Origin of the sequence: Polynucleobacter sp. Nonnen-W13 (assembly GCF_018881735.1) — a bacterium.
Taxonomy (GTDB): Bacteria; Pseudomonadota; Gammaproteobacteria; order Burkholderiales; family Burkholderiaceae; genus Polynucleobacter.
Map to the genome: position 1 here is coordinate 939127 of NZ_JACVPU010000001.1, position 17385 is coordinate 956511.

Below are 17385 nucleotides of genomic sequence, written 5' to 3' on the forward strand. Positions count from 1 at the left end.
CATCATGGAGACCCCAAGTAAAGTGCTAAATGGCGGCCAAATCCTCGCAAATGCATTGGCAAGGCAGGGCGTAGATATAGCCTTTGGCGTTCCTGGTGAGAGTTTTCTGCCATTATTAAATGGCTTAGTTGATCACCCTGATTTTCGATTCATCACCTGTCGACAAGAAGGTGGCGCCGCTTATATGGCAGAGGCCTATGCAAAATTAACAGGCCGCCCTGGCGTCCTCATGGTAACTCGTGGGCCTGGAGCCTCGAATGCCATGATTGGAATGCATACGGCTTATCAAGACTCAAGCCCAATGGTTTTATTGGTCGGACAAGTAGGCACTGATATGGTTGAGCGTGAGGCCTTTCAGGAAATTGACTATCGCCGCATGTACTCAGAATGCGCTAAATGGGTTGGTAGCATCGATCGCGTCGACCGGATTGATGAATTTGTTTCCCATGCCTTCCATGTGGCTCAGGCAGGTCGAAAAGGCCCTGTTGTATTGGCTTTGCCAGAAGATGTGCTGTATATGACTGGTCAAGAAAACCCTGTCAAAGCTGCCCATGTCGTTCAGCCAGGCTTAGATCTCCATAGTTTTAATCAAGCAATGGCTGCCTTTACCTCTGCTAAAAATCCAATGGTGATCGCTGGCGGTGGTAATTGGAACCATACTGCATGCGAAGCTTTACGTTCTTGGGCAAACGCGCAGGCCATACCAGTTGCCACCAGCTTTCGTTCTCAAGATGTGATTGACAATCAAGATCCTGCATTTGCAGGTGACCTGGGTATTGGCGCTAATCCTGCCTTGGTGAAGCGTATTCAAGAGGCGGATGTTTTGCTAGTCATCGGAGAACGCCTTGGAGAGATGACAACCGCTGGCTACAGCATATTGACTGTGCCTCAAGCAAAAGCAAAATTAATTCACGTGCTGTCGGGCCCAGAAGAGTTAGGCCGTGTATATCGACCTGACTTTGCCCTCAATTGCAGCCCGGAAAATTTCTGTTCAGCATTAAAAATAGTGCAGATGAATGCTCAGCATGATCGCACTGCCATGAAGCAGGCTCATGATGAGTATCTCGCTTTTTCTAGCCCAGTGACTGTTCAAGGTGAATTGCAATTAGCATTCATCATGGACTCTTTACCAAATCTCATACCACGTGACGCAGTTATCACCAATGGTGCTGGGAATTTTGCAACCTGGGTCCATCGTTTTTATCCCTACGGGGCATATAAAACCCAATTGGCGCCTGCCAATGGATCCATGGGCTATGGTCTACCTGCCGCAATTGCTGCAAAGATTGCTAGCCCAGAAAAAGTGGTGATTGCAGTATGTGGTGATGGCGACTTTATGATGAATTGCCAAGAGCTAGCTACTGCTGCTCGTTACGATGCATACCCAATTGTTTTAGTGGTGAATAACAGCATGCTTGGCACTATTCGTATGCATCAAGAGAGAGAGTTTAAGTCTCGCGTGATTGCGACTGGTTTAACCAATCCTAATTTTGTGAAGTTTGCAGATAGTTTTGGAATGCCTGGTTTTAGAGTCAGCAAGACCGAGGAATTTGCACCGGCATTTGCAAAGGCACTGGCTAGTAAAAAAGGTGCTTTGATTGAACTAGTCTTGGATCCAGAAGTGATTACCCCAACTAAACTGCTTTCTCAATTAGGGTAATAAAAAAAGAGGAGCGATGCTCCTCTTTCAGTAAGTCAGCTGGAAACTTAATCTACCTTTGCACCAGAATCTTTGACAACTTTTGTCCACTTCGCAATTTCATTTTTAATGAAAGTTGAGAATTGAGCGGGTGTATTGCCAACTGGCTGTGCACCCATTGCTAAATATTTTTCTCTGACAGCAGCACTGTTGATAGCAGCCATCAGTACGGCGCTATCCTTATTGAGAATATCTGCCTGCATATTCGCGGGGCCGACAACACCGAACCAAGAAGTTGCCTCATAGCCAGGTAAGTTTGCTGCCTCAGCTATGGTTGGTAGATCTGGAAATGCAGGTGAGCGTTTGGCACTAGTAACTGCCAATGCCTTTAAACGACCAGCACGAATAAAGTTAATTGAAGAAGGGAGATTGTCGAACATGATGTCTACATTTCCTGCCATTAAATCGGTGACTGCTGGAGGACTGCCCTTATAAGGTAAGTGCACCATATACGTTTTTGTCATGGATTTAAATAATTCTCCCGCCATATGAATCGAAGTGCCATTGCCACTTGAAGCCATATTGACTTTACCTGGGTTAGCTCTAGCGTATGCAATTAAATCATTCACGCTATTGATTTTGTTTTTAGCGGCAAATTCAGGATTCAGCACTAAGACATTAGGCAACTCCGCTACCAAAGTAATGGGAGTGAAATCCTTAACTGGATCAAATGGTAACTTTCCGCCACCTTGGGTGTAGAGAGGAAGATTAATACCGTGCGTGCCCACGGAGGCCATGAGCCAGGTATAGCCATCTGGAGCGGATTTAGAAACTATTTCTGCGCCAATATTGCCGCCTGCACCTGGCTTGTTGTCAATTACAACATTCCACTTCGGGGTATTTAATAGCTCGCTTTGGAGTGGTCTGGCAATGTTATCGGTTGCCCCGCCAGGAGGAAAGGGAACAATAAAACGTATTGGTTTATTTGGATAGTCTGATTGAGCGAGGGAAATGTGACTAGTGCCAAGCAATATGGCGATCACTGCTGCAAAGAATAGGGGTATACGAATAAATACGTTTAAAAGCTTGCTTTGAATCATGTCTATCTCCCGTTTACTAAATTCACTCTAATGATGATTTTTAATTCAGTGCTAAAAGCATAACAGAGCAAATGGCAATTGGGTTCTGGGAGATTAAAAGACCTCATTTGGACTCAATCTACCCTAATGAAGAGTATCCTACGGGGTCTGTGGCGAGCCTTTCCATCCTACGTTGAAGGCACCCACTCAAGAATACAGAAAGAACACAATGACCAAACTCACATCCAAGCCAATCCTGAAAAAAGCGAGCGGCATTTTGGCGCAAGAGTTTGCTATACCTAAAGATATCGCCTGGGCTTGGGTCACTTTGCTACTTTCTCAGGAAGAGCAAAAGCGCGATAGTGAAGAAACGCGCTATGCCCGTATTGCAGAATTCGAAGCTTGGATTGTGGAATTAAACCTCCCGACTGACCCAAAAAATCTCGAGGGTGGTGCAGTCAGCCCAGAGTCAGTAAAAAATTCAGCTAGAAATGTATTTGAGTGGCCACATGAATACAGCTTTGATGAGCCAGCAGCACCAAAACATCCAGACTCTAAAGTCAGCTATGGCGATACGATTACTAAGCCTATCCTGGATGCCATTATAGATGCCGGAGGATCGGATGATCGCCCAGCGCTCATTGCTATTTTGGAAGGCTATGCAAAAGAGAGTAAGGAGCCTTTTGCCAACATCACATCAGAAGGTATTGAGTGGAAAGGCAGTAATTGGTCTGAGGGGGATAAATTCAATCTTCTCACCATCAAAACATTAAATAACCGCCTTGCTAATCTAAAAAAGAAGGGATTGGTCTAGAGTCAATCGATTCATCTTGACCTGCAAAGAAAAAACCACCTAAAAGGTGGTTTTCTTGTATTTGGCTCCTCGACGTGGGATCGAACCACGGACCAACAGATTAACAGTCTGCTGCTCTACCGCTGAGCTATCGAGGAATAAGCCGATATTATAGCAAGATGAAATCATCTACTCCAAGTTCTGTACAGATCCCTAAAGTATTGACCATCGCTGGGTCCGATAGTGGCGGTGGCGCTGGCATACAGGCTGACCTCAAAGTCATCACAGCCCTTGGTGGATATGGGATGACGGTGATCACTGCCATCACAGCCCAGAACACCTTGGGGGTAAGCCGTATTCAGGATATTGATCTTGATGTGGTTGAGGCTCAGATTGATGCGGTATTTATGGATATTGGGGTAGACATCGTCAAGATTGGTATGTTGGCTAGTCCAGAAATCGTTCGCACTGTGGCATCTGCTCTCAAGCGTCATGGCGCCAAAAGAATAGTCCTAGATCCTGTTCTGAGAGCTACTTCAGGCGCCAGTCTTGGTGGAGACGATACCGCTCAAGCCATGATTAAAGAGTTATTTCCGATGGCTAGCTTAATCACTCCCAATTTGGAAGAGGCTGGCTTGCTCTTGGGTCGCGAGATCGAAGGAGTGAAGGATTTCAAGTTGGCGGCAGAAGAGTTGCTTGAGATGGGTCCTCAGGCAGTCTTGATCAAAGGAGGACATCTGGATGCCAGTCATACTCAGCTGACAGATTTTCTGATGTGGCGAACTATTGAAGATGGGCTTGAGGTGGTTCAATCAAAAGAATTCAAGCACTACCGGGTTAACACGCCTAATACCCATGGCACTGGCTGCTCACTATCATCTGCTATCGCGACTTATTTAGCGGATGGTCACGATCTTTCTCATGCTGTTGCTAAGGCAATAGCTTATGTTGAGGCGGGGTTGGAAAAAGGTCGCTTCTTAAGTATTGGTGAGGGTCCAGGACCTTTATGGCACATGCATGATTTTTATCCAACTGCATTGCCAGAAGAAGAGGGTAAGTATTAAAGATTCAGTGCGAAAGATTTTAAGTACTAGGTTTTCATCAACTCTTGCAGTCTCTTGACTGCCGCCTTGAGATCACTCGACCCATTAATTGCCCTGACAACTGCAACCGAGCCAACGCCACTTTGTGCTACCGCATGAATACTACTTTCATCAATGCCGCCAATAGCCACTAAAGGGTAGTGACTCATTAATTGAGCATATTTATATAAACGGCCCAAACCTTGGGGAGCAGTAGCCATTTTTTTCAGATTGGTTGCAAAGACTGCGCCCATAGCGATATAACTCGGGCAGAAACGATCTGCATGAACCATCTCAGCATAGCCGTGGGTACTCAGGCCTAAGCGTAGACCCGCAGATCGAATTGCATCCAAGTCTGCCACTTCTAGATCCTCTTGCCCCAGATGCACGCCGTAGGCATCAGCTTCAATCGCCTCTTGCCAATAATCATTAATAAAGAGCAAAGTCTTGCTGCCTTTGACCGCCTCAACAGATTGCGCGATCTGCTTACGAATCAGTCTGCGATCATCTGATTTAAGTCGTAGTTGCACTGTTGGCACATCAGCCTCAATAGCACGCTTAACCCAATCAGCATCGGGCATTACAGCATATAAACCCAAGCGCTGAGGACACTCGGCAAATGCATTGGGGTTCATGTTGCGAGTCCAAGGGAGTAAATCAAAATGCTCAGGTCTAGAGGGCCATTTCAATGGGTTAAATCCACCATCTTGGTGAGCCATACGTGACCAAGCCTTACCTAATACCTTAGCATCACATTCGATAAAGCCCATTTCAATCGATGCCAGTGCGCCTGCTAGCTCATAGTGATCTGCCGCATGCTCATTATCAATTTTTGGTGGCGGTGATGACATACTGTACGCTGGGATCGGCAAGCACATCCCATCCTTGGCGTGGGCTGCAACAATTTGATCGGCAAGGTCGCGCACTAAGCTCATTTAATTAACTTCTTAACTTTGGTGCCAAAAAGGCGTACCAACTAATGGGGTGCTAGCTTGGGCAGACTGTTGTGCTGTCATGGCACCAGAGAGGTAGGCAGTGCGGCCAGCATCGACTGACATTGCAAATGCTTTAGCCATCGCTACCGGGTCATCGGCTAGTGCTACGGCCGTATTGAGTAATACGCCATCAAAACCCCATTCCATCACACTGCATGCATGCGAGGGAAGGCCTAGTCCAGCATCCACTAGAAGCGGAACCTTTAAGCGGTCACGTAAGAGTTTCAATGCATAAGGATTTAAAGGGCCCTTTCCAGTGCCAATTGGAGCGGCCCACGGCATCACCGCTTGGCATCCTACGTCAACTAAGCGTTGGCACAAGATGAGATCTTCAGTGCAATAAGGCAAGACCTTAAAACCATCTTTAATTAAAGTTTCTGCTGTAGAGACTAAACGAAGGGTATCGGGCTGTAAGGTGTAGTCATCGCCGATGAGTTCTAACTTGATCCAGCTAGTTTCAAAAACCTCGCGTGCCATCTGCGCCGTAGCAATGACCTCTTTAGGGCTATGACATCCTGCGGTATTCGGTAAAACCGGTACAGCCATTTTCTTCAAGAGATCCCAAAAACCAGAATGCGCTTCAGTTGTAGAAGTGCCTTGCCTACGCAGGCTTACTGTAATCATTCCAGGATTGGATTGCTTCACAGCATTTTCCAATACCTGTGGAGAAGGGTAACGTGAGGTTCCTAGCAATAAGCGACTAGCAAAAGACTCGCCATACAGTAGCAATGGATCGGCTGTATTTAAAGTGTTTGGTAATGGGGCTGTCATGTTAATCAATTACTTTTATTTAGATATTTTTTGATATGTTCGTTACAAAATTAGCCGCCAGTGACAGGCGCTATGACTTCCATTTCATCACCTTCACGCAACACTTCTTCTGCATGCTTGGTCTTGGGAATAAATTCATAATTGACGGCAACGGCAAACGGTGGCCTGGCGTCGATGAGTAGCAATACATCATCAATCGTGCTGTGATCTGGAACCTCTTTAGCAACTTGATTCACCATTATGCGCATGTACTGAGCTCCTGTTCAGCTGAAGCTGTCATCTGCAAGCCTAAGTCGATTGCTGTCTTACTAGATCCCGAATCCAACACTTCTAATGCGCAATCCAAAATCGCTGGTGAGATCATGAAGCCATGTCGATAGAGTCCATTGATCATCATCAGACCGGCTTGATTTGGTTTTCGATCAAGGGCTATCTCCGGTAGATTATCTTTGAGTGTAGGTCGGCATTGCGTTGCCATTTCTAAAATACGTGCTTCAGCAAAGCCGCTATGAACGGTATAAACCGCACTGAGTAATTCCAATGCGGAGCGCACACTCATGGGAGAGACATCTTCAGATTCAATTTCTGTTGCACCAACAACGTAGACATCATCCTCTTTAGGAGCGATATAAATTGGGTAGCGCGGATGGATGAGGCGAGTAGGACGTCGTAGCTTTACTTCAGGCGCATGTAGGCGAATCACCTCACCACGCACTCCTCGTAAATCTTTGGATCTACCGGCATTACCCCAAGAAGCCTTGGCACCAAGACCACGACAATCGATGACCCAATCATAGCCATTCTTTTGAGTGCGAAGTAGATCGGGGTCGGCCGCTTGATTCCAATGACAGGGCACCTTCATTAATGTCAGCTCAACTAACAACGCTTCTAGCAGTTGGCGGTTATCGAGCTGGCCTTCATTGGGTAGATAGAGCCCTTGGTTAAATCGCTCAGCAACACTAGGCTCGATTTCTGCGAGAGACTGACTATCCAAATGAATCGGTTTAGCAAGCGTCTGATTGTGATCGCAGTTTCTCCCCAGATGGGAGGCAAATCGCTCGGCATCACTGGCATCTTGTCGATGCCATAGGATGAGCGTGCCATTCTGTTGAAAATAAACCGGCTTTGCTAATTCATTAATGAGTTGCTTCCAGCGTGGCAGGCTGTAAACACCCATACGCACCACGTTATCTTCTGTAATGGCAGACTCTGCCAGTGGAGCCAACATAGCAGCCGCAATTCGAGCTGCTGCTAAGTTACCATCCGAACCACCTTTCTCAAACAGCTCTACCTGAGCACCGCGCTTAGCAAGTGCGACCGCTAGCAGCCGACCCATGAGGCCGGCGCCAATGATGGCGTATTTGCCGTTTGAGAAGACGTGATTCACTTATTGATAAATCTCACTACCGCGCTTACGAAACTCAGCGGACATCTCTTCCATTCCTTTTTGTGGATCAGTAGAGGCTTCTGCAGTAATTGGAATGACTTTCGACTTAGGATTGCCATCCGCATCTAATGTGGCCGCATAGTCACGCACTTCTTGTGTGATTTTCATCGAGCAGAACTTTGGCCCACACATTGAGCAAAAATGCGCTATCTTCGCGCCTTCTGCTGGCAGGGTGGCATCGTGGTACTCACGAGCACGCTCAGGGTCTAAGCCAAGATTAAATTGGTCTTCCCAACGGAACTCAAAGCGGGCTTTTGATAAGGCGTTATCTCGCACTTGAGCACCCGGTAAACCTTTGGCTAAGTCTGCGCCATGGGCTGCAATTTTGTAAGTGATGATGCCGGTACGCACATCTTCTTTATCCGGCAAACCTAAATGCTCTTTTGGTGTGACATAGCAAAGCATCGCTGTACCGTACCAGCCAATTTGAGCCGCACCAATACCGCTGGTGATGTGATCGTAACCAGGAGCGATATCGGTAATCAATGGTCCGAGAGTGTAGAAGGGCGCCTCAAGACAGTGCTTCAACTCTTCAGTCATATTTTCTTCAATGCGCTGCATTGGCACGTGACCAGGACCTTCGATCATGACTTGCACATCATGCTTCCAGGCCTTGGCAGTGAGCTCACCAAGGGTATGCAATTCACCAAACTGGGCAGCATCATTCGAGTCAGCAATACAACCTGGGCGCAAGCCATCACCCAAGCTAAATGACACGTCATAGGCTTTCATGATTTCACAAATCTCATCAAACTTCGTATAGAGGAAGTTTTCTTTATGGTGGGCCAAGCACCATTTCGCCATGATGGAGCCGCCACGAGAGACGATGCCAGTAATGCGGTCAGCAGTTAAAGGAACATAGCGCAGTAACACGCCAGCATGAATCGTAAAGTAGTCAACCCCTTGCTCAGCTTGTTCTACTAGGGTGTCGCGGAACATTTCCCAGGTGAGATCTTCTGCAATGCCACCTGTCTTGTCGAGTGCTTGGTAGATTGGTACCGTACCAATTGGAACTGGTGAGTTACGAATAATCCACTCACGAGTTTCATGAATATGCTTTCCTGTAGAAAGATCCATGATGGTGTCTGCACCCCAACGGATTGACCACACCATTTTTTCTACTTCTTCATTAATAGAAGAAGTCACAGCAGAATTACCCAAGTTGCCGTTAATCTTCACGCGGAAATTGCGGCCGATAATCATTGGCTCTAGTTCAGGGTGGTTAATATTGGCTGGAATAATCGCACGACCGGCAGCGATTTCAGAACGCACAAATTCACCGGTAACGATGTCAGGTAGATTTGCGCCATAGCTCTTACCTGGGTGTTGCTTAAGCAGTTGTTTGTATTCTGGATTCTTACGCAATTGCTCAAGACCCATGGATTCACGCAGAGCAACGTATTCCATTTCGGGAGTCACGATACCTTTGCGAGCGTAATACATTTGACTTACATTCTGGCCCGCCTTAGCGACGCGTGGGGGATTGATATGGGCAAAACGCAAATTCTGCGTAGCCGCATCTTGTGAGCGGGCAACACCGTACTCGGAACTTGGTCCAGATAATTGAACTGTGTCACCACGTTCTTCAATCCAGTTCTTACGCAATAAAGGCAAACCCTTTTCAAGATTGATCACGATCTCGGGATCGCTATAAGGGCCGGATGTGTCATAAACTGGCACAGGAGGATTGGGAACCATCTCTTCACCAACGCGCGTGGATAATTGCTCGATCATGCGAATCGGCGCTTTAATATCTGGACGCGAACCCTCTAGGTAAGTTTTGGTAGAGGCGGGGTAGGCAAATTTTTGGCCAAAGTCACGCTCTAAGCTTTTTAAGCTAGGAATTTCTTGTTTTGATTTAGTGTTGGTATCGCTCATGTCCATCTCCTGACTGTTTTTAGATGGACGAAACCGGGTGACGGTCTGATGGAAAACTCCCCACGCCAGCATTACCTGGATCGGGTTATAGGGTCTTTCTCAGCGCCTCGCAATCAAAATCTTTTGAGGGCACCCCTGTTTCATCCTTAGCTCTTATTTAACCACGAAATGCCTAAAAGCTGGGTGATCAAAATCAAGCGCTGAAACCCAATTTGGGGGCTTTAGTCCACTCTGGTGTTGCGCAAAATGAAATCCGCAGTCACAAAGGCGGCATCGCTAGTAAATTCATCGGCCAAAATGCGGGCTGCAGCCTCTGAAAGGGGGATTTCAATAAAACCACTCACTTCTCCATCATGATTGGTGGGTATAAAGTTCTCCGCTAGCTCTAGGTCATAAATATAGAGTTGCTCATCATGAAATCCCCGTCCTTGTATGGGGCGGCGCATGTGTATACGACCCACGGGCTCAATGTGATCGGAAATCTGTGGTGGCACACCCGCTTCTTCCCATAATTCTCTCCGAGCATTAACCCAAGGGGTTTCATCCGCCCCAATACCACCTGCGGCCAGGTTGTCGAGACGGCCGGGATCTGTAGATTTAGTTTCGCTACGTCGTCCAAGCCATAGATTACCGGCTTTGGTATAGCCATTAATGTGGGTTGCCATGCTGCGAAAGCCAAAAGCACGAAAGGCAGAGCGTTCTAAACGGAAGTATTCATGGCCATTTTGGTCAATCCAGGCAAAATTCTCGTTTCTCCAGCCGGGAATCAGTCCGCCTTCACGCATCCGATCTGCCATATTCAAGAGACTCTCGGATAACTCTATGGGCCTTGCATGGTCAATAGTTAGGCGATCGTGACCTATTTTGATATGAGGAATGGGTTTCCCACCCAAGGATTCTTGTAAATAGCTTGTGAAATCAGGGTTTAAGTGCCCAATGACCTGTCCGGCTGTGTAGCCACCTAAAAAATGGATGGGTAAGTAGTCTGGTGGAGCAGGCCTTGCCGTATTTTGAAGCATTTCCTCTAGGGCGGCGATGGTGCTGGGTGTGAGCTTGGTGTTGAGCTTTTGCATGGCCTAAGTGTAAGAGAAATTAAAAATACCAAAATAGTCATCTAAAAATCTATAAATGAATTTGAGATGTCAATCATTTTTTACGCATATTTTTTCTTATAGGCAGATGCTCATAAATTAAGCAAGCTAGGTCACTCTATACAAATCTGCGACTTACGAAAACTTTTGGGTATTTATCCACACAAGCTGTGGATAAGTTCTGATTGAGAAGTGGTCCCGCCGACAGGAATCGAACCTGTATCCCACGCTTAGGAGGCATGTGCACTATCCATTGTGCTACGGCAAGAATGAAAAAAAGTAAAACGTTTTATCAGAAAGATGTTAATGCGCTCTTCATTATCCACTGATTACCAGCCACACAGTGCCCACACTTGATTCGTGATTGCGACCATCAACTCTGGTGCAAAGTATGCAGAGAAAATAATTCCTAGTATCGCTACTGATAGGGCATATACAAGGAAGCGTGAAATAGAAAAGCGCATAAAAAAATTATGTAGCAGCAAGGCGATGAATTGCCTGCTCTTTCACTGGCAGATTGATTAAGAATGCAAATACACCTAAGGCAATCGCAATATTCCAAACGATCAGATAGGAGCCGGTGCGATCAAATAGATAGCCGCCAAAATAAGCTCCGCAGAAGCTGCCAAGCTGATGGGAAAAGAATACTAAACCAGAGAGCATGGTCAGGTACTTCACGCCAAAAATCTGCGCAACGATTGCATTGGTCAATGGGATAGTAGATAGCCACAAGAAGCCCATGATAGCGGCAAAGATATAGGTAGTAGTTGGGCTTAGAGGTAGATAAACAAAGGCGATGATTGCCACGGACCGACTAATATAGATACCCGATAAGAGATAGCGCTTTGGCAAGCGTTGCCCGAATATTCCGGCGGCATAGGTTCCAAAAATATTAAATAGGCCAATCAATGCAAGGGCGGTAGTTGCTACAAAAGGCGCTCCAACATCGGGATATATCTTTGATAAATCTTTTAGATAAGGTGCTAAGTGAACCGCGATAAATACCACCTGAAAACCGCAAACAAAATAACCCAAAGTGAGCAATCTAAAACTAGGGTTGCCCATCGCCTCTCTTAAGGCTTCTGTAATAGTTTGATTGCTAGCTTGCTGCATATTCGCAGCATTAGGTTCGCGCAACATGAACGCAATCGGAATCATGAGACTTGCCATGATTGCCAATGCGAGTAGCGCATCATTGGCGCCAAAGTTTGACAGCAAACCTTGTTCAACGGGAATCATTAAAAATTGTCCGAATGATCCAGCAGCTGCAGTGATACCCATAGCCCACACTCTTTTTTCGGGAGCAACGTTGCGACCTAAGATGCCATACACCACGCTATAGGTGGTTGCAGTTTGTGCAAGACCGATGAGTAAACCACCCGCAAATGCAAAACTCAAAGCATCAGTAGAGATTGCCATGCCGGCTAAACCCAATGCATAAAGTGCGCCCCCGGCAATCATAATTTTGAGTGCGCCATAACGATCCGCCAATGCGCCTGTCACTGGCTGAACTGCACCCCAAATCAAATTTTGTAGGGCGATAGTCAGTGCAAAAGTTTCGCGTCCCCAACCATTGGCAGAAGTGATGGGTAGGTTAAAGAGTCCAAATCCATGGCGTATGCCCATGGAAAAAGTCACCATCAGCCCGCCAAAGATCAGTAGATTCTTCAGTGTGAGGGTATTCGATGGGCTAATTTGCACTGTCATAGATGCTTTCTTGATAAATCAAGCGCTTAGGATAGCTTGATTATCTGTTTGCCCAAACACCTGCCTTCAAGTAAGTCAATGAAGGTCTGGGGCGCATTTTGAAGGCCCTCAGTGATTTTTTCATACACCTGGATCTTTTGTTTGACTATGAGGTCTATCAGTTGCTTTTGGATCTCCCGCCATCGAGAAACATGATCAGAGACGATAAACCCTTTAATTAACATTCGTTTGGCCAGTAAAGTGCGCAGATTGATGCTGTGGAAATGCTCTTCAAGGCCTTCGGCAATCAGTCCGCAGATGGCAATGCGGGAGAAGGGGTTCATTTGAGGAATGAGCTCATCAAATAGCGTGCCCCCAACATTCTCAAATATCCCGTCGATGCCATTGGGAGCAGATTGTTTCAAATTGCTAGGCCAACTGCTGTGCTTATAAGATAGGCAGCTATCAAAATTCAAAACATCTTGAACATAAGCGCATTTTTCCTTGGAGCCCACAACTCCCACGACATTGGCGCCCTGTAGTTTGGCAAGTTGACCTGCGACACTCCCCACGGATCCTGCGGCAGAGCTAATGAATAGGGTTTGACCAGCCTGAGGCTTACAAATATCCATCATTCCAATCCAGGCGGTTATTCCTGGCATTCCCGCAGCTCCCAGTAGCCAGGTTTCAGAAAAAGGCGTATGAGGGATGAGTTTGATCGCAGTGGAATTCATGATGGCATGGGTCTGCCATCCCAGCATGCCAATGACTTTATCTCCTGCTTTAAATTGATCAGACTGAGAATCTAAGACGATTCCAATGCCTTCGCCTATAACAACATCACCCAGCTCCATGGAGGGTGCATATGACTTTCGCTCACTCATTCTGCCGCGCACATAGGGATCAAGCGAAAGCCATTGATTTAATACTAGGACTTGACCGCTCTTCAGTGGCTCTATATCAGCGTCAATGCATTGAAAGTTATCTTTTGTTACAGTTTGATTTGGCCTGTTGCGGAGAATAATTTTAGTATTCATTTTTATTGCAAAAATTTTCTTCGTAAGCAAATCATCAGCGGATTAGGAGGGTTGTATTTTCCTAGGGTTTTTACTGATCCGTGGGGCCACAACACTTTTTAAATGAATTAGCAATTTTGCCACTTACAAGATTCTTTGGAGTATTTATTTATGTCAGCAGTAAATCACATTAGTTCGTTATTGAAAGATAAAAATCTCCTGAAGGGTGATGCATTTATCGGCGGTAAATGGCTTAAAGCTAAATCAGGCAAAGTATTCTCAGTAAACAATCCCGCAACTGGCGAAGAAATTGCTCAGGTTCCTAACCTCGATGTAGCTGATGCACTAGATGCCGTTGCATCAGCCGAAAATGCATTTGCCTTATGGCGAACGAAAACTGGCAAGGAACGTGCCGCAGTTTTGCGCAAGTGGTTTGAGTTGATTACGGAGCACACCGAAGATCTTGGGATCATCATGTCTTTGGAGCAGGGTAAGCCTTTGGCTGAAGCTAAGGGCGAGATCCATTATGGATCCTCGTTTATTGAATGGTTTGCTGAAGAAGCAAAACGGGTAACCGGCGCCATTCCTAGTTCAACTTGGGAAGATAAGCGTCTGATGGTTCTCAAGCAACCAATCGGAGTGTGTGTAGCGATTACTCCTTGGAATTTCCCAAGTGCCATGATCACTAGAAAAGTATCTCCAGCATTGGCTGCGGGTTGCTCCATTGTGATCAAGCCTGCTGAGCAAACACCCTTATCAGCATTGGCATTGGCTGAACTAGCCTCACGTGCTGGCGTCCCTGATGGGGTGATCAATATTTTGACTGCCGATGCGCACAATTCCATTGCTATTGGTAAGGCCCTTTGCGATTCTCAGGTGGTTAAGCATCTCTCGTTCACTGGATCTACTGAGGTTGGCAAGTTGCTGATGATGCAGTGCGCTCCCACAGTGAAAAAGATTGCCCTTGAGCTCGGCGGTCATGCGCCATTTATTGTTTTTGAAGACGCTAATATTGACAATGCTGTTGCTGGCGCCATGTTTGCTAAGTACCGTAATGCTGGCCAAGCTTGCGTTGCAGCCAATCGCTTTTATGTCCATAAAAAAGTTCACAATGAATTTGTAGAAAAATTTGCTGCTGCTACCAAAGGGCTCAAAGTAGGCCATGGTTTAGAGCCTGGTGTTACCCAAGGACCATTGATTGATGAGCAGGCACTGGCTAAAGTCCAGAGGCATATTGCTGATGCCCTTTCTAAGGGGGCGACCTTAGTTACCGGTGGCAAGTCTTCCGAGCGAGGCGGCACTTTCTTTGAGCCCACTATTTTGGCTGATGTAAATAATGCCATGCTGGTGGTTACTGAAGAAACATTTGGACCAGTTGCCCCAGTGATTACTTTTGAGTCTGATGAGGAGGTTGTCAAGCTGGCTAATAACAGTCAATTTGGATTAGCTTCTTATTTTTACAGCCGTGATATTGGTCGGATCTGGAAGGTTGCTGAGGCCCTAGAGTTTGGCATGGTGGGCGTAAACACAGGCCTCTTTTCTAATGAGGTCGGCCCATTTGGAGGTGTCAAGCAATCCGGTCTAGGCAGAGAGGGCAGCTCTTGGGGTATCGATGAATACCTCGAGATGAAGTATGTCTGCGTAGGCCTATAAAAAAATAGATGGAGGAGACAAAATAATGCATTCCAAGAAAAAACAAAAAATCGGAATCTTATTAGGCTGTTTAATTGCTTCAGTATCGCTGTTTAGCCAGAGCGCTTCTGGTCAGTCGGCGCCTGCTGAAGAGTCATGGCCTAACAGACCGATTTCAATGATCATTCCGTTTCCGCCAGGCGGGGTTGCTACTGTTGTTGGCAGACCCATTGCTGATGGCATGGCTAAAAATCTTGAAAAGCCCATCATCATGGAAAACAAACCTGGTGCAGGTGGTGGAATTGGTAATGCCTATGTAGCCAAAGCAAAACCGGATGGCTATAACGTTTTATTTGCCATGTCTTCTGTTTCAACGATTCCAGAGACAGATAAGATTGCTGGCAAAACCGCTTCGTACTCAACGAATCAGCTTAGACCCATTGGCCGCATTACTTCGGATCCACTAGTGATTGTTGTGAAGAGTGATGCACCATGGAAAACAATGGCAGAGTTCGTTGCTGATGCTAAAAAGTATCCTGGTAAATACAATTTCAGCTCGTCTGGTAATTATGGAACTATGCAGTTACCAATGGAGATGCTGAAGACGAATCAGAATATTTTCGTTGTTCATATTCCCTATGGCGGTGCTGGTCCTGCTGTGTTGGCTGTGCTCAGTGGAGAGGTTGATATTGTCGCAAGCGGGCCATCAACGGTAGTGCAAAATATTAAAGCCGGAAAACTGAGGGCTTTAGCACACACCGGATCAGGCAAGATGGCTGCGCTTCCAGATGTTCCATCTCTCAAAGAACTTGGAATACCAGTTGAATACAATCAATGGACCGGAATCTTTGTGCCTAAGAGTACGCCTGAGCCGATTGTCAAAAAATATCGCGATGCATTGAGAGTTGCCGTCAATGACAACTCCATTCGCTCAACCATTGGTAATGCAGGCAGTCCAATTGACTATCTTGACGAACCTGAATTCCAAGTCTTTTGGGATAAGGACATTGCCAAGATGAATGAAGTAGTCAGAAAAATTGGCAAGCTCGATTAGATCGAACCATTTTCTCTTAGTACAAGGATATCCTGCGCGCTAAGACCCAGTCTCTCGCGTAGGATCTCATCAGTGTGTTGTCCTAGTGTAGGGGGTGCCATCCTTACTTCTACTGGAGTTTTAGAGAGTCGCATAGGACTTGCCACTAACTTCATCTTGCCAGCTGTGGGGTGGGGCACATTGATTTGAATATCACGGGCTTTAACCTGTTCATTTTCAAAGACCTCTTGAAAATTATTAATTGGCCCACAGGGTACATTTGCTTTCTCAAGTAAGGCGATCCATTCTGCCTTAGTCTTCTTTCTCGTCATCTCCTCAAGCAGGGGCACTAGCTGTTCGCGATGCTTGACCCGCATTGGATTCTCTGAGTACAGAGGATTGTCGGCTAAATGGGCTTCACCACCCGCTGTGACGAAATGCCTAAATTGACCATTATTCCCAGCAGCAACAATCATCCAACCATCTGATGTTGGAAGCGTTTGATACGGCACTATCGTTGGGGATGCATTACCCCAGCGCTTGGGGACTTCATCAGAACATAAATAGGCGCTAGCCACATTTGCCATGACTGCTATTTGTGTATCCAACAGGGCCAAGTCAATACATTGACCTTCGCCAGTATGGTTTTTATGGGCAATGGCAGCCAAGATAGAGGTGGTAGCGTACATCCCAGTAAAAATATCGGCGATCGCAACCCCAGCTTTTTGTGGGCTAGCCCCTGGAAAGCCGTCAGCTTCACCGGTAACGCTCATAAAGCCCCCCATTCCTTGGACAATAAAATCATATCCAGGACGTTTTGAGTAGGGCCCAAATTGGCCGAATCCAGTAATAGAGCAGTAAATGAGATCAGACTTCACTTTTCTCAAACTCTCGTAATCAAGCCCGTACTTCGCCAGTTGCCCAACTTTGTAGTTTTCAATGACAACATCGGACTCTTTTGCCAGCTGGCGAATGATATCTTGGCCCTCTGGCTTGCTAATATCCACCGTAATAGAGCGTTTATTGCGGTTAATTGATATGAAATACGCAGTTTCAGCCGTATCTTTACCACTTTGATCTCTAGCAAAAGGAGGGCCCCAGTGACGCGTATCGTCGCCTTCACCTGGCTTTTCAACCTTGATGACGTCTGCGCCGAGGTCGGCGAGGTTTTGTGTACACCACGGGCCGGCAAGAACACGGCTGAGGTCTAAAACGCGAATATGACTTAAGGCTCCCATCCTGC

The 17385-nt window shown here is 46.4% G+C and carries 15 protein-coding genes, 2 tRNA genes and 1 riboswitch; of the genes, 5 read left to right on the forward strand and 12 right to left on the reverse strand.

All coding sequences use genetic code 11. From position 1 onward, the window contains the following. Nucleotides 1–4 precede the first annotated feature (4 nt). Nucleotides 5–1660, forward strand: coding sequence for a thiamine pyrophosphate-binding protein (locus ICN27_RS04930; RefSeq protein WP_216269165.1), 1656 nt, complete (start codon nt 5–7; stop codon nt 1658–1660). Between the two features lie 47 nt (nt 1661–1707). On the opposite strand, the gene ICN27_RS04935 is transcribed toward ICN27_RS04930, so the two are convergent. Then, nucleotides 1708–2739 (reverse strand): tripartite tricarboxylate transporter substrate binding protein, encoded by a 1032-nt coding sequence (locus ICN27_RS04935; protein ID WP_216269166.1) that lies wholly within the window; start codon nt 2737–2739, stop codon nt 1708–1710. Between the two features lie 208 nt (nt 2740–2947). Here ICN27_RS04935 and ICN27_RS04940 point away from each other — a divergent pair, with 208 nt between their 5' ends. Continuing rightward, on the forward strand, nt 2948–3532 hold the full coding sequence (locus tag ICN27_RS04940; protein WP_216269167.1) for a hypothetical protein: 585 nt from the start codon (nt 2948–2950) through the stop codon (nt 3530–3532). Between the two features lie 62 nt (nt 3533–3594). Here ICN27_RS04940 and ICN27_RS04945 read toward each other — a convergent pair. Beyond that, nucleotides 3595–3669: transfer RNA gene (locus ICN27_RS04945), tRNA-Asn, on the reverse strand. A gap of 21 nt (nt 3670–3690) precedes the next feature. Here ICN27_RS04945 and thiD point away from each other — a divergent pair. Beyond that, nucleotides 3691–4575, forward strand: a complete 885-nt coding sequence (thiD, locus tag ICN27_RS04950) for a bifunctional hydroxymethylpyrimidine kinase/phosphomethylpyrimidine kinase (protein WP_216269168.1) — start codon at nt 3691–3693, stop codon at nt 4573–4575. A 26-nt stretch (nt 4576–4601) separates the two neighbouring features. Here thiD and thiE read toward each other — a convergent pair whose 3' ends face one another. The 9 genes from thiE to ICN27_RS04995 form a co-directional block, all read right to left on the reverse strand. Next, nucleotides 4602–5528, reverse strand: a complete 927-nt coding sequence (thiE, locus tag ICN27_RS04955; protein ID WP_216269169.1) for a thiamine phosphate synthase — start codon at nt 5526–5528, stop codon at nt 4602–4604. A 12-nt stretch (nt 5529–5540) separates the two neighbouring features. Beyond that, nucleotides 5541–6359, reverse strand: a complete 819-nt coding sequence (locus ICN27_RS04960; protein ID WP_216269170.1) for a thiazole synthase — start codon at nt 6357–6359, stop codon at nt 5541–5543. A gap of 50 nt (nt 6360–6409) precedes the next feature. After that, nucleotides 6410–6607: a sulfur carrier protein ThiS gene (thiS, locus tag ICN27_RS04965; RefSeq protein WP_216269171.1), complete on the reverse strand. Its 198-nt coding sequence runs from the start codon at nt 6605–6607 to the stop codon at nt 6410–6412. After that, on the reverse strand, nt 6598–7746 hold the full coding sequence (locus tag ICN27_RS04970) for an FAD-dependent oxidoreductase (protein ID WP_370624476.1): 1149 nt from the start codon (nt 7744–7746) through the stop codon (nt 6598–6600). The genes thiS and ICN27_RS04970 overlap by 10 nt, the downstream gene beginning before the upstream one ends. Continuing rightward, complete coding sequence (gene thiC, locus ICN27_RS04975; RefSeq protein WP_216861223.1) at nt 7747–9684, reverse strand: phosphomethylpyrimidine synthase ThiC; 1938 nt, start codon at nt 9682–9684, stop codon at nt 7747–7749. Nucleotides 9685–9724: 40 nt separating this feature from the next. After that, nucleotides 9725–9831, reverse strand: a riboswitch (TPP riboswitch). Nucleotides 9832–9905: 74 nt separating this feature from the next. Beyond that, entirely contained in the window at nt 9906–10757 is an 852-nt protein-coding gene (locus tag ICN27_RS04980; protein ID WP_216269172.1) for an NUDIX hydrolase family protein, read from the reverse strand. A gap of 211 nt (nt 10758–10968) precedes the next feature. After that, nucleotides 10969–11043 (reverse strand) — tRNA-Arg (locus ICN27_RS04985). 203 nt (nt 11044–11246) lie between these two features. Then, a complete protein-coding gene (locus ICN27_RS04990; protein WP_216269173.1) occupies nt 11247–12482 on the reverse strand; it encodes an MFS transporter in 1236 nt (411 codons plus the stop codon). A 26-nt stretch (nt 12483–12508) separates the two neighbouring features. Then, nucleotides 12509–13498: an NADP-dependent oxidoreductase gene (locus tag ICN27_RS04995; protein ID WP_216269174.1), complete on the reverse strand. Its 990-nt coding sequence runs from the start codon at nt 13496–13498 to the stop codon at nt 12509–12511. Between the two features lie 150 nt (nt 13499–13648). On the opposite strand from ICN27_RS04995, the gene ICN27_RS05000 reads away from it, so the two are divergent. Then, nucleotides 13649–15130, forward strand: a complete 1482-nt coding sequence (locus ICN27_RS05000; RefSeq protein WP_216269175.1) for an NAD-dependent succinate-semialdehyde dehydrogenase — start codon at nt 13649–13651, stop codon at nt 15128–15130. 25 nt (nt 15131–15155) lie between these two features. Continuing rightward, on the forward strand, nt 15156–16163 hold the full coding sequence (locus ICN27_RS05005; protein ID WP_216269176.1) for a tripartite tricarboxylate transporter substrate binding protein: 1008 nt from the start codon (nt 15156–15158) through the stop codon (nt 16161–16163). Here the strand turns inward: ICN27_RS05005 and ICN27_RS05010 are convergent. Beyond that, nucleotides 16160–17380 (reverse strand): CaiB/BaiF CoA-transferase family protein, encoded by a 1221-nt coding sequence (locus ICN27_RS05010; RefSeq protein WP_216269177.1) that lies wholly within the window; start codon nt 17378–17380, stop codon nt 16160–16162. The genes ICN27_RS05005 and ICN27_RS05010 overlap by 4 nt on opposite strands. Between the last annotated feature and the right edge of the window lie 5 nt (nt 17381–17385).

Bases quoted from the DNA above. Each gene is read 5' to 3' on its own strand.
- thiD (WP_216269168.1), top strand. From the start codon at position 3,691: ATGAAATCATCTACTCCAAGTTCTGTACAGATCCCTAAAGTATTGACC.
- ICN27_RS04940 (WP_216269167.1), top strand. From the start codon at position 2,948: ATGACCAAACTCACATCCAAGCCAATCCTGAAAAAAGCGAGCGGCATT.
- thiC (WP_216861223.1), bottom strand. From the start codon at position 9,684: ATGAGCGATACCAACACTAAATCAAAACAAGAAATTCCTAGCTTAAAA.
- ICN27_RS04995 (WP_216269174.1), bottom strand. From the start codon at position 13,498: ATGAATACTAAAATTATTCTCCGCAACAGGCCAAATCAAACTGTAACA.
- ICN27_RS04980 (WP_216269172.1), bottom strand. From the start codon at position 10,757: ATGCAAAAGCTCAACACCAAGCTCACACCCAGCACCATCGCCGCCCTA.
- ICN27_RS04990 (WP_216269173.1), bottom strand. From the start codon at position 12,482: ATGACAGTGCAAATTAGCCCATCGAATACCCTCACACTGAAGAATCTA.
- ICN27_RS05005 (WP_216269176.1), top strand. From the start codon at position 15,156: ATGCATTCCAAGAAAAAACAAAAAATCGGAATCTTATTAGGCTGTTTA.
- ICN27_RS05010 (WP_216269177.1), bottom strand. From the start codon at position 17,380: ATGGGAGCCTTAAGTCATATTCGCGTTTTAGACCTCAGCCGTGTTCTT.
- ICN27_RS04930 (WP_216269165.1), top strand. From the start codon at position 5: ATGGAGACCCCAAGTAAAGTGCTAAATGGCGGCCAAATCCTCGCAAAT.
- ICN27_RS05000 (WP_216269175.1), top strand. From the start codon at position 13,649: ATGTCAGCAGTAAATCACATTAGTTCGTTATTGAAAGATAAAAATCTC.
- thiE (WP_216269169.1), bottom strand. From the start codon at position 5,528: ATGAGCTTAGTGCGCGACCTTGCCGATCAAATTGTTGCAGCCCACGCC.
- ICN27_RS04935 (WP_216269166.1), bottom strand. From the start codon at position 2,739: ATGATTCAAAGCAAGCTTTTAAACGTATTTATTCGTATACCCCTATTC.
- ICN27_RS04960 (WP_216269170.1), bottom strand. From the start codon at position 6,359: ATGACAGCCCCATTACCAAACACTTTAAATACAGCCGATCCATTGCTA.
- thiS (WP_216269171.1), bottom strand. From the start codon at position 6,607: ATGCGCATAATGGTGAATCAAGTTGCTAAAGAGGTTCCAGATCACAGC.